Source organism: Vibrio sp. 10N.286.45.E10 (assembly GCF_002874195.2).
GTDB lineage: Bacteria > Pseudomonadota > Gammaproteobacteria > Enterobacterales > Vibrionaceae > Vibrio > Vibrio crassostreae.
This window is the reverse complement of sequence record NZ_MCWD02000004.1, coordinates 40007-54652: the sequence shown is the minus strand read 5'-3', so window position 1 is coordinate 54652 and position 14646 is coordinate 40007. Positions and strand designations below refer to the sequence as shown.

Annotated in this window: 1 protein-coding gene (running past one end of the window); it reads right to left on the bottom strand. The window is 47.4% G+C overall.

Annotation, left to right across the window (positions count from 1 at the left end):
* A protein-coding gene (locus BCU34_RS23820) for an ImpA family metalloprotease (protein WP_413286285.1) crosses the window boundary here: on the bottom strand, positions 1 to 14646 show its 5' end (the start). The gene continues 51531 nt to the left of window position 1, outside the view; the window shows 14646 of its 66177 coding nt (coding positions 1-14646); its start codon is at positions 14644 to 14646; the stop codon falls past the left edge of the window.

Below are 14646 nucleotides of genomic sequence, written 5' to 3'. Positions count from 1 at the left end.
ACGTAACGACTGATTCGTCATATCAACATTCAAACCAGTAGATTCATCGAGGTAATTACCATTTTTCGCCACTACCAATACACGAGAATCCGTTGGTTTTATCTGTGCGGTATAGTTACCATTAGCATCGGTAATAACATCAGCACCTCCGATATTAAGTTTATCAATGATCGAGCCATCATCGTTGATGCTGAAAAATTCAACCGTCGCGCCTGAAATTTCATTAGCAACTACAGAGCCTTCCATCGCAATGGAATCTTGCTGCGTATCAACTTCATCAATCACCACTTGCAGTGCAGCGACATCAATAATAGAAGCTTGTTCTGCAATCGCCGTTTGGTAGAAGTTGATATTATTTTCATCAAATATCAGACCTATGATGTCACTTAATGTCTCTATTGTTACGGCACTGGCATTGTTGTTAATCGCCGCCGCTTGTACAACTGCGAAGGCTGCAAGACTTGCATCAACACCATCAATGAGCAATTGGAGGGCCGCGATATCAATAATGTCGGTCGAATCGGCAATGGTAATTTGATAGCCATTGATATTAGCCGCGTCGAACGTCAAACCTAAAATATCACTCAAAACATCCGTAGTGATTCCACTACCATCATTGCTAATGACTGCGGATTGAACACTTGAGAAAGCCGTTACGCTCGCATCAACATTATTTATTAAGACTTGTAATTCGCCGACATCGGTAATCTCACTTTCATCTGCAATTGCCGCTTGGTAATCGGCCAAGTTAGCATCAGTAAATGTCAGCCCCTCAATGCTACTGAGCGTGCTCAGAGTCAGGCTGCTACCATCGTTGCCTGTTGCCGCCGCTTGCACCTCGGCAAAGGCCGGGAGACTCGCATCCACACTGTCAATCAAGGCTTGCAACGCCGCTACATCCGCAATGCTCGTTTCTGCTGCTATCGCACCTTGGTAATCGGTGATATTCGCACTATCCAAGGTCAGTCCACGGATGGCGCTTAAGGTATCAACCGTTAAACCCGACGCGTCATTGTTGCTCGCCGCCAATTGCACTTCTTCGAACGCCGTGATACTGGCATCCACGCTATCTATCACGCTTTGCAGTGCCCCTACATCGGCTATCGTGACTTCTGTGGCAATCGCCGCTTGGTAAGCCGCCACATTCGCTGGAGTAAAAGTCAAACCGATGATGGCATTAAGCGTGCTCTCTCCGATACCGCTCGCATCACTGCCCGCTGTCGCTTGCACCTCAGCAAAGGCGGCTACGCTGGCATCGACCTGATTTATTAACGTTTGCAATGCCGCCATATCAACAATCGTGGTTTCACCAGCAATCGCCACTTGGTAATCCGTCACGTTCGCTGGCGTGACAGTCAAGCCGATGATGGCGTTGAGGGTACTCTCGAAAATACCGCTGGTATCACTGCCCACTGCCGCTTGCACCTCAGCAAACGCCGCTACGCTGGCATCAACATTATCTATTAAGATTTGCAGGACATTCATATCAGCAATCGCTGTTTCTGCCGCAATCGCCGTTTGGTAATCGATTAGGTTCGCACTATCAAAGCTCAACCCGATGATGGCGCTAAGCGTGTTTTCATCGATAGTGTTGGCATCGTTACTTGTCGCTGCCAATTGCACCTCAGCCAACGCCACTACACTCGCATCAACACTGTCTATCAAGCTTTGCAACGCCGCCACATCCACGATGCTCGCTTCGGCTGCTATCACATTCTGGTAATCGGTGATGTTGGCGCTGTTGTAACTTAAACCACGAATGGCGATGAACATTGCCTCATCGATGCTCAATGCATTGCTGCTTGTGGCCGCTACTTGCACAGAAGCAAATGCGGCGATACTTGCATCTACACTGTCAATCAGCACTTGCAACGCCGCCACATCCGCGATGCTTGCCTCTGCCGCTATCACCGCTTGGTAGTCAGCCTCGTTCGCACCATTAAAGGTTAAACCAATAATATTCCCCAAGGTGATGGTGTTGAAACCGGTAACGTTACTGTCAGTCGCCGCCGTTTGAACCTCAGAAAACGCCAATAAGCTCGCATCCACACTGTTAATCAGCACTTGCAGCGCCGCCACATCGGCAATACTTGCCTCTGCCGCAATCGCCGTTTGGTAGTCTGTCTCGTTCGCACCATTAAAAGTTAAACCTAGGATATTCCCTAAGGTGGTGTTGCTAATACCGGTAACGTTACTGTCAGTCGCCGCCAACTGCACACTAGCAAAAGCATCGACGCTGTTATCAACACTGTCGATCACTGCTTGCAACGCCGCCACATCCGCGATGCTCGCCTCTGCCGCTATCGCCGTTTGGTAATCGGCCTCGTTCGCACCATCAAAGGTTAAACCAATAATATTCCCTAAGGTGGCGTTGCTAATACCGGTACCGTTACTGTCGGTCGCCGCCGTTTGAACCTCGGCAAACGCCAATAAGCTCGCATCCACACGGTCAATCAGCACTTGCAACGCCGCCACATCGACAATACTTGCCTCTGCCGCTATCACCGCTTGGTAATCGGCCTCGTTCGCACCATCAAAGGTTAAACCTAGGATATTCCCTAAGGTGGCGTTGCTAATACCGGTAACGTTACTGTCGGTCGCCGCCGTTTGAACCTCGGAAAACGCCAATAAGCTCGCATCCACACTGTTAATTAGCACTTGCAACGCCGCCACATCGACAATACTTGCCTCTGCCGCTATCACCGCTTGGTAATCGGCCTCGTTCGCACCATCAAAGGTTAAACCTAGGATATTCCCTAAGGTGGCGTTGCTAATACCGGTAAAGTTACTCTCGGTCGCCGCCGTTTGAACCTCGACAAACGCCAATAAGCTCGCATCCACACGGTCAATCAGCACTTGCAGCGCCGCCACATCCGCGATGCTCGTCTCTGCCGCTATCACCGCTTGGTAATCGGCCTCGTTCGCACCATCAAAAGTTAAACCCAGGATATTCCCCAAGATGGCATTGCTGATACCGTTAACGTTACTCTCGGTCGCCGCCAACTGCACACTGGCAAAAGCATCGACGCTGTTATCAACACTGTCGATCACAGCTTGCAACGCCGCCACATCCGCGATGCTCGCCTCTGCCGCTATCGCCGCTTGGTAATCGGCCTCGTTCGCACCATCAAAGGTTAAACCAATAATATTCCCTAAGGTGGCGTTGCTAATACCGGTAACGTTACTGTCGGTCGCCGCCGTTTGAACCTCGGCAAACGCCAATAAGCTCGCATCCACACGTTCAATCAGCACTTGCAGCGCCGCCACATCGACAATGCTCGCCTCTGCCGCTATCTCAGCTTGATAATCGGCCTCGTTCGCACCATCAAAGGTTAAACCAATAATATTCCCTAAGGTGGCGTTGCTAATACCGGTACCGTTACTGTCGGTCGCCGCCGTTTGAACCTCGGCAAACGCCAATAAGCTCGCATCCACACGATCAATCAGCACTTGCAGCGCCGCCACATCGACAATACTTACCTCAGCCGCTATCTCCGCTTGGTAAGCGGTCTCGTTCGCACCATCAAAAGTTAAACCAAGGATATTCCCTAAGGTGGTGTTGCTGATACCGTTAACGTCATTGTCGGCCGCCGCCGTTTGAACCTCGGCAAACGCCAATAAGCTCGCATCCACACGTTCAATCAGCACTTGCAGCGCCGCCACATCGGCAATACTTGCCTCTGCCGCTACAGCCGCTTGGTAAGCGGTCTCGTTCGCACCATCAAAGGTTAAACCCAGGATATTCCCTAGGGTGGTGGTGTTGAAACCGGTAACGTCACTGTCGGTCGCCGCCAACTGCACACTGGCAAAAGCATCGACGCTGTTATCAACACTGTCGATCACTGCTTGCAACGCCGCCACATCCGCGATGCTTACCTCAGCCGCTATCGCCGCTTGATAGTCAGCCTCGTTCGCACCATTAAAAGTTAAACCTAGGATATTCCCTAAGATGGCATTGCTGGTACCGTTAACGTCACTGTTAATCGCCGCCATCTGTATATCAGAGAACGAGCTAACACTATCATTGACGTTATCTATCGTATTTTGCAACTCACTGACCGTTGAAATAGCTCCCCCACTACCAATTTCTAATTTATATTCCTCCAAATTATGGACAATAAGGTTTTCTAGGTCGAGAATACTCTCTAGCGTAATCATATATATATCACTAGTATCGCTCGCCGCCGCTGCATTTTTTACTGTTACAAAACTCTCGTTACTTGTATTGATATCACTAATATATCTTTGAATCTCACTAATACTTCTAAAATCAGTTCTTCCAACAAGGCGAGATTGATACTCTAATAAGTTATCTGATTGAACATTAACTAATAAACCATCCAACTCCCAATCAGCTTGCGTTAATGTAGTTGCATTAGCGATTGCATCATTAATTATCGAAATCAATGCATCATCACCATTTTCTGCATTAATGTAGTTTTGTAACCCCAACCCATAATTAACATTTGTTATTGAGTTACTTACAAAACTAGATATATAGTTCGACAACAACTCTTTTTTTACATTTGATAACGTCACTAATGCGGCGAGATTTTCGTAAGTAATGGCATTCGCGTCTGTCGCCAACGCCGTATTTATCGCACTAATGGAGAGATTTTGCCCGGTTAATATTGCATTAACTTGATCTAAGCTTGTGAGTGTTAAACTACTGATATTTTTTATTTCAACACCACTGTTTGCGTTAAAATCAAAACCTTTGTAGTCAAGATAGGTCGCATCTGGCAGATAAGCTCTAGCTACATTAACCCTTCTATTATTAATATTTAAGGTATCTGTTACTTTGCTAACTGACGCAAGAACACCTACATCTGTGTGAATCGTTAAGCTTGTGTTATAGGCGACATGTTGCGATAACGGAATGATTGCATTGCCCATAACTGCACCATGGATGGTACAGTAATAACTGAAGTTGCTATTATCTACATTGGTCAATGTAACAGCAGTATAAGCACCATTTTGACCAGGCACACCCGTGCTAAACATCGAAAAGTTATTGCTATCTGAAATAAATCCAATAGGGTGATTTACATTACTGCTAGCTGATTGATCAAAATAATATGTTACATCCGGCGCCAATGATAAGGTTGGTTTTTCTTCACCATCTACAAGAAAAACATTTGCCCCTAAGTCACTATCAAAAACAACTTCTATCTTATGAACTTTTATGTCTTTTGGCGTTAAGTATAATGATTCATTGTTGCTCGTATCATGAAGTTTTAATTTACCTGCCTCTGAAAACAAATACTGCCCAGGTAAATTATATTCGCGCTCTAGCACACCTTCTAACATTCGGCTGAAGCCCAACCGAACAATATCATTTCTTAATGAGGTTACATCTGTACTATAACGTGAGAATGCATCTAAAGGTGTTTGTAATGCCGCTGGTTGTTGGTACGCATCAATCGTCGCGCTCAACAATGACTGATTTGAGTTAACCTCTTGAACTTTTGCGAACAGAGTCGCACTCGTTACAGGCAAATTAACAATAGAAGCCAAATAAATCTGATAGTGGGTCTCATTGGCTTCGATTATCGTGTTTTCAAGCGACAACACTTTTTCTAGAAGGCCTATCGATAAACTATTAAAACTTTCATTTTGTAGATATGTATTAATATCTGCCAACGATTGAATACTTTCATCTGTCCGATAAATTAAAGATTGTATAGAGTCTACGCTATCGATAGATAATTGTTCAGCAATAGTGGTTCGATACTCAATAAGATTCGCTTCTATAAATTGTAAATCACGGATAGCCGACAGGGTAATTAGTTCGATAGTAGACGCATCGCTACTCGTCGCCGCCGTTTGAACCTCGGCAAACGCCAATAAGCTCGCATCCACACGGTCAATCAGCACTTGCAGCGCCGCCACATCCGCGATCCTTACCTCAGCCGCTATCGCCGCTTGATAGTCAGCCTCGTTCGCACTATTAAAAGTTAAACCAAGGATATTCCCTAAGATGGCATTGCTGGTACCGTTAACGTCACTGTTCGTCGCCGCCAACTGCACACTAGCAAAAGCATCAACGCTGTTATCAACACTGTCGATCAGCACTTGCAACGCCGCCACATCCGCGATGCTCGCCTCTGCCGCTATCGCCGCTTGGTAAGCGGTCTCGTTCGCACCATCAAAGGTTAAACCCAGGATATTCCCTAAGGTGGTATTGCTGATACCGTTAACGTTACTGTTGGTCGCCGCCGTTTGAACCTCGGCAAACGCCAATAAGCTCGCATCCACACTGTTAATTAGCACTTGCAGCGCCGCCACATCCGCGATGCTCGCCTCTGCCGCTATCGCCGCTCGGTAAGCGGTCTCGTTAGCACCATCAAAGGTTAAACCCAGGATATTCCCTAAGGTGGTATTGCTGATACCGTTAACGTTACTGTTGGTCGCCGCCGTTTGAACCTCGGCAAACGCCAATAAGCTCGCATCCACACTGTTAATTAGCACTTGCAGCGCCGCCACATCCGCGATGCTCGCCTCTGCCGCTATCGCCGCTTGGTAGTCAGCCTCGTTCGCACCATCAAAGGTTAAACCTAAGATATTCCCTAAGGTGGTGTTGCTGATACCGGTAACGTCACTGTTCGTCGCCGCCAACTGCACACTAGCAAAGGCACTAACGCTGTTATCAACACGGTCAATCACCGCTTGCAACGCCGCCACATCGGCAATACTTGCCTCTGCCGCTATCGCCGCTTGGTAAGCGGTCTCGTTCGCACCATCAAAGGTTAAACCCAGGATATTCCCTAAGGTGGTATTGCTGATACCGGTAACGTTACTGTTGGTCGCCGCCGTTTGAACCTCGGCAAACGCCAATAAGCTCGCATCCACACTGTTAATTAGCACTTGCAGCGCCGCCACATCCGCGATGCTCGCCTCTGCCGCTATCGCCGCTCGGTAAGCGGTCTCGTTAGCACCATCAAAGGTTAAACCTAAGATATTCCCTAAGGTGGTATTGCTGATACCGTTAACGTTACTGTTGGTCGCCGCCGTTTGAACCTCGGCAAACGCCAATAAGCTCGCATCCACACTGTTAATTAGCACTTGCAGCGCCGCCACATCCGCGATGCTCGCCTCTGCCGCTATCGCCGCTTGGTAGTCAGCCTCGTTCGCTCCATCAAAAGTTAAACCTAAGATATTCCCTAAGATGGCATTGCTGGTACCGGTAACGTTACTGTTGGTCGCCGCCGTTTGAACCTCAGAAAACGCCAATAAGCTCGCATCCACACGGTCTATCACTGCTTGCAACGCCGCCACATCCGCGATGCTCGCCTCTGCCGCTATCGCCGCTTGGTAGTCAGCCTCGTTCGCTCCATCAAAAGTTAAACCTAAGATATTCCCTAAGATGGTATTGCTGATACCGTTAACGTTACTGTTGGTCGCCGCCGTTTGAACCTCGGCAAACGCCAATAAGCTCGCATCCACACTGTTAATTAGCACTTGCAGCGCCGCCACATCCGCGATGCTCGCCTCTGCCGCTATCGCCGCTTGGTAGTCAGCCTCGTTCGCACCATCAAAGGTTAAACCTAAGATATTCCCTAAGGTGGTGTTGCTGATACCGTTAACGTCACTGTTGATAGCCGCCGTTTGAACCTCAGAAAACGCCAATAAGCTCGCATCCACACGGTCAATCAGCACTTGCAGCGCCGCCACATCCGCGATGCTCGCCTCTGCCGCTATCGCCGCTTGGTAAGCGGCCTCGTTCGCACCATCAAAGGTTAAACCTAAGATATTCCCTAAGATGGCATTGCTGGTACCGTTAACGTCACTGTTGATAGCCGCCGTTTGAACCTCAGAAAACGCCAATAAGCTCGCATCCACACTGTTAATTAGCACTTGCAGCGCCGCCACATCGGCAATACTTGCCTCTGCCGCTATCGCCGCTTGGTAAGCGGTCTCGTTAGCACCATCAAAGGTTAAACCTAAGATATTCCCTAAGGTGGTATTGCTGATACCGTTAACGTTACTGTTGGTCGCCGCCGTTTGAACCTCGGCAAACGCCAATAAGCTCGCATCCACACTGTTAATTAGCACTTGCAGCGCCGCCACATCCGCGATGCTCGCCTCTGCCGCTATCGCCGCTTGGTAGTCAGCCTCGTTCGCTCCATCAAAAGTTAAACCTAAGATATTCCCTAAGATGGCATTGCTGGTACCGGTAACGTTACTGTTGGTCGCCGCCGTTTGAACCTCAGAAAACGCCAATAAGCTCGCATCCACACGGTCTATCACTGCTTGCAACGCCGCCACATCCGCGATGCTCGCCTCTGCCGCTATCGCCGCTTGGTAAGCGGTCTCGTTAGCACCATCAAAGGTTAAACCTAAGATATTCCCTAAGGTGGTATTGCTGATACCGTTAACGTTACTGTTGGTCGCCGCCGTTTGAACCTCGGCAAACGCTAATAAGCTCGCATCCACACTGTTAATTAGCACTTGCAGCGCCGCCACATCCGCGATGCTCGCCTCTGCCGCTATCGCCGCTTGGTAGTCAGCCTCGTTCGCTCCATCAAAAGTTAAACCTAAGATATTCCCTAAGATGGCATTGCTGGTACCGGTAACGTTACTGTTGGTCGCCGCCGTTTGAACCTCAGAAAACGCCAATAAGCTCGCATCCACACGGTCTATCACTGCTTGCAACGCCGCCACATCCGCGATGCTCGCCTCTGCCGCTATCGCCGCTTGGTAGTCAGCCTCGTTCGCTCCATCAAAAGTTAAACCTAAGATATTCCCTAAGATGGTATTGCTGGTACCGTTAACGTCACTGTTGGTCGCCGCCACCATCACCACTTCAAACGCCGTCTCACTGGCGTTGGTACGATCCACCAGGGTTTGCAGCACTATCATATTCCCCAGTGTCGCACTGGTGAGTTTGACAATTTCACCACGATACGCATTAAGGTTGTCGCCCTCAATGTTGGTTAATCCAATAACATTTTGTAATGCCGCGAGCGTGACCGTCTCTGCGGTTTCACTGTTTGCCGCCGCTGATATGATCTCCAGACTATCGACGCTGTTGTTCACATCGTTAATAAAGGTTTGGATGTCGACTGCACTAGTGAAAGCTGGATGGTTAGTCAGGTGGTGCTGATACGCCTCAAGATAACCACCCGCGCGGACACCCGTCAAAATGGCACCGGTTTGCCACGCTTCTTGCGTTAATGGGGTATTGTTTATGATCGCATTGTTCACAAGGGCGATGAGTGCATCGTCACCGTTGACACGATTAATGAGGCTTTGTAACTCAGCCCCATCGTTAATACTGACCAGGTTGTTATCAAGCATCGCTTGCTGGTAACCAGACAATGACGATGACTGCACATTGCTGATGGTCACTAAACGATTTAGATCCTCTGCTGTCATCTCGGTAACATCAGAAGCTAACGCGACATTGATGTTATCGATAACACCGATATGGGCCGACATCATCTGCATCACATGATCCAGGTTTTGTGCCGTAAGAAGCTCGATACTGCGATTGGTTTCGCTTGCCGGCTCTGCAAAGCCTCGGTCGGATAGATAATCGTAGGTTACTCCATCACGGTGTTGAGTAAAGGCCACCGGTTGACCATTCACGGTAACGCCCGACTGTGCATCAATCACCGCAGTGACGCCAAGCTCGGTCAATGCGGATGTGACCGCGAGCGTCAGCGCTGGATCACCTAAGTCAACCGAATTCCCCATTCCAGCACCATGCAAAGTGCAGAAGTAGCTCAAATCGGTATTTGCCGCGCCGATGGTCACTTCGGTGAAAGCACCTTGTGTACCCGGCGTGCCAGTCGATTGCATCGTAAAATCACCCGTCGTTGAGGTAAACGCGATTGGATGGTTGGCATTACTGGCATCCGATTGTTCAAAGTGATAAGTATTACCTGCATCTAACGCTAAGACCGGACGCTCCTCGCCATTAATCACAAAGACATTGCGACCCGATGCCATGCTGTAGGTCACTGACACGGGGATTGGTTTGATGTCATCCTTAACCACATAGAACGGGGTATTATCCGCCGGATTGATCGCCACTAATTGCCCATCAATAGAATCAAAATACGTGGTATTGAATGTCGACCCTCGCTCGCTTAACCCCATCAATAAACGATTAAACGCCCCTTGATATTCGATGTCAGAGCGCGTCATTAACGTATTTAAATACGAGTGTACTGGAGCAATCGCATCGCCAATGTTCGCCACATTGGTGATCGCCAAACGAAGATTCGCCAAAGCGGCTTGATGAGTATTAGTCTCTTGTATGGTCGCGGCGAGAGCCTGAGCGGTAATAGGGAGTGAGTCTAGGTGAAGGTTAGCAAGCGAAATTTGATAAGCGGATTGAAGCGCAATGTCGTAACTGTCTTCTAATGCCAATATTTTCAATAACAGAACGCCATCAAGATCAAAGGCGCGATGTTGGCTTAAACGAAGATTGACTTCAGCCAGTGCCGTTTCGCTTTCATTCACCTTGGTTAAGAATGCGTTAATGTCACTTAACTCATCCACATCACTTGGGGTGGATTGCGTTAACGCATCTTGATAGGCCGCCAAATTGACCGACACCACTAATGTTGGCTCTAAACCTAAGAGGGCGTTGAAGGTCTCAATAGAGACGGCCTCCGCACTGCCTGTGGTCGTCGCATTATTGAGTGCGGCAAACGCATCCACATTCGCATTGACGTCATTAATGAGCGTCTGTGCTTCTTCAATTGATGACAGTGGTTGACGATTCAAGATCTCATCGTTGTAACCCACTAAGTAAGCCAATGCTTGAGTTGAGGTGAGCAATCCATCCGTTTGCCACTGCATTAATGAAATCGGCGACTGTGGCGTAATATTGTTCAATAGCGTTAAGAAATCTTGCTCTGAGTTCACCTGTGCCATAACAGTATTAAGCGCTGCGAGATCGTCAAGACGGCTTGCTTGTTCAATCGCATTGAGATAGTTAGCAAAATTCACTCGGGTGTAATTCTCTAGATGCAAAATGGCATCAAAATCTGCCACCGTCAGCGCACTAGTATCGCCCCCTAATGCCGTTCGAATGTTATCAAAAGCAACAACACTGGCATTCACTTCATTAACAAGACGTTGAAGCTCAAAGAGATCATTGATGGGTTGGCGACGCTGCGCTTCGCTGTTGTATTGGCTCAAATTAGGTTCGTCCATGACGTCGTTCAGCAGCATATCCGCTTGCCAATCCGATCGTTCTAATGGTGCATTGTCATTAATAGCATTCACAGCAGACAGTAAGGCTTGCTGCTGATTAACTAACCGCAGCAGCGCCTCTAACGTGGCCAAATCCGCTAAAGCGCTCTCTGCACTGATAGCTTCTATATAAGAGGTAAGATTGGCGGCATCAAAATGACTGAGATGCAAAATCGCTGCAAAATCTTCTTCTACCAACGGACTCGCATCCCCTCCGGCCAGATTGCGCACTTTATCCAATGCCGCCACGCTCGCGTTGACCTCTTCAATCATGGCTTGAAGAGCCGAGATATCAGTAAACGGTTGACGAAGCATCGCTTCACTGTTGTATCCATCAAGATATGAAGCGGTGGTTTGTACGTTGATAAGCTGCGCATCCGCTTGCCATTGGATGAGACTCATCGGTGCTTGCTCTGTCATACCATTGACCGACGCCAGCATATTTTGCGCTTGATTGGTCGCCAACAGTAACTCGCTTAGGGCATTCACATCGACGATCGACGAGGCATTGCTGATAGCCACTCGATAAGCGGCTTCGTAACCGGGTTCAAAATGTTCGAGATGCAAAATATCAGTGAAATCCGTCGCCGCAAGCTCGCTCGTATTGCCTCCTACCGCACTTTGAATGTTGTTAAAAGCCGTGACGCTGAGATTGACATCACTCACTAATTGTTGGATCTCCTCTAGACTGCCCAGCGGTTTGCGTTTCATGGCTTCGCGATTATAGGCGTCTAAGTAATCCCCTTCTCGAACGCTTTCGACCATCCCATTCGCCTGCCATTGCATCAAACTGAGTGGACTACCTTCGTCTATCTCATTGATGATAGCCAGTAGCCCTTGGGTGTCGTTGATGCTGAGTAAGATGCGATTTAACGCCGCCACATCTTTAATGGCTTCTTGACTCGCGATCGCTTGCAGATAAGCGGCAAAATTCTCTGCATCAAAGTTTTCAAGATGCAGCACGATTTCAAAATCATTTAACGTCAGATCGGTTGCATCACTTGTGATGGCCGCTTGATTCATCTTATCAAGTGCGCTAACGCTGTCATTGACTTCATCCACTAACACAACAATGGCCGCAAAATTTTCTAGCGGTTGGCGCTCGATGATTTCGCTGTTGTACGCATCGAGGTTCTCATTAACAAACTCAGAGATCAGTTGACCGTCAAACCAATCTGATAACATTAATGGAACTGCGGCTATCATGCCATTGGCGCTTGCTAACAACGCTTGCTCTTGATTCACTCTAAGCAGTAAACGGTCTAGCGCCGTGATGTCACCAAAATCACCATTGATTTGCAGCGCAGTTTGATAATGTGTCAACAATGCTTGATCAAAATGGGTTAAATGCAAAATGGCATCAAAATCCGCAACGTCAATCTCGCTGATGTTGCCAAGAGCATAGCCTTTCACTTTAGCAATGGCATCCAAGCTACTATTGACTGAAATAATGAGTGTCTGCAGTGATTCAATACTGGCAAGCGTCTCAGTTAATACAATTTCATTTTTGTAATCAGTCAATGCATTGCTATCAAAGGTGAGGTTGATGATGCTATTAAACGTCTCAGCCTCAATCAGTGCATCGTCTCCTGAAATAGACGCTTGTTGAACCACTTTAAACGCACTCATGCTTCGATCGGCCGTATCAACAAACGATTGCAGATCAGCAAACGAAACAAACGCATCACTATCATCAAGCAGTGAAGCGTAGTAATCGACGTTGCTCTCTTGGAAATTCAAATCCAAAACGCTCGCAAAGCTAGCCACCGACAAGGCCTGTTTTTCAAGTTGATTAAAGTCTTTCAAAGACGTGCGTTGAACAATCGAAAATAGATCAGACGACACTTTATTCGTTAGACGAATGCCATCACGATTGACGTAGTAAAAAGATAACGTGTCATCCAATGACAGCGGCCCTCGATCCACGACATCCAATTCCCCAAATTCTACATCATTGATTTCATAGAAAAGAGAAAAGTTGTCGTTGCTGCGGTAATCAGAAATAAGGAGTTCGCTATCAAAAGACCACTCGATATCTAGGATGTCATTACGATCTTCCATGACGTTAAAACTGAAGTTGGCGAATGTCACATCACTATCTGCCAGCGAACGTACAGCCAATACCGCAATACCATCTTGAAGCACTCTCAAGAAGGTCTGCTGGTTAATCTCAACAACTTCAATGGTACGTTTAGACATGTTGTTCAACACCGTCCCAACATCGTCGCCTGAAGTCTGGCTAATTTGCAGGGGAATAAGACCATTGCTGTTCACATTACCAATGCTGTAAGTAAACGCTTTAACGGTTTCAACAATGGTAAAATTGACATATTCGGTTTTTGACGTCCCCGTCTCTTTATCGGTTAATTCAACCATTAACGCCGCGTTTATGAGTGCATTAGTCGAAATTTGTACGGCGTTGGTCTCCTGTTGAGAGCCAATATTGTTGACAATAAAAAATTTGAAATCGAATATGTTACGAAGTTGCTCACTAATGAGCAGATCGAAAGCATTAATGTTGCCAGGTTTCACTTCAATCAGCTCCGGCAATTTTCTAGCATAGAAATCACTAGCGACTTTGGCTTTTACCTCTTCTTTAAACTCTTCGGTGACATTCAAAATGGTGCTATTTTCAAGTTCTACTTCAATGCCTTGACTGTCGAGGACCGCAATCGCCCCTTCAATCAAGTCTTCTTTAAAATCATTACTTAAATCACCATCGTTGACGATAATTTCTTCTTTAATTTCTGCTAACGCTTCAACTGGATTACCCCCTTTCGCAAGGCTAGACAGACCTGACAAGATCAAGTTGTAATTAAGCGTGGCGTTTTTCGCTTGTTTGTCCGCTGGGGTGTCATCTGATGGGGTGTCATCTTGCTCGACAATTGGAGAGGTTTTGGTGATCAAATCAGGGTCTGCGGTACCAAAGAAGATCTGGGCGATTTCGGTATTGACTTTTTTGGCGTTGCTTGAGGATAAGTCACCGTCCATTAACTGAGTTGAGAGTTCCGTTAGAGGGGTGATAACGGCAATATTCTTTTCAGCAGGTGAATCCTCGGTGACTTCAGCGATTTCGGTGACCGCTCGAAGCTCAGTATCGGTGAGGTCAATGGCAAGGCCGGTCGCCTCATCTTTGTATGAGCCACCTTTAGAAATGACCAGAACCTGTCCACTGTATTCGGGTATTTCAATGGTGTAAGACCCATCGCCGTTGGTAAACACTTCACTGAAGTTCAGAAGCTGCCCAACGTCTCCGTTGTCTTCGACGGCATAAACTTCCACTTGGGATCCGGAAACTTTGTTGGCAACAACTACACCATTAATGGTGTTTTTAACCATAAAATCAGGAGATTTATCGTCAACGGTAGCTAAGTTTGAGCTATCACAAGCGACCAAAACTAGAACGATAGTAACCAGCATGTTTGAAAAGCGATTCAT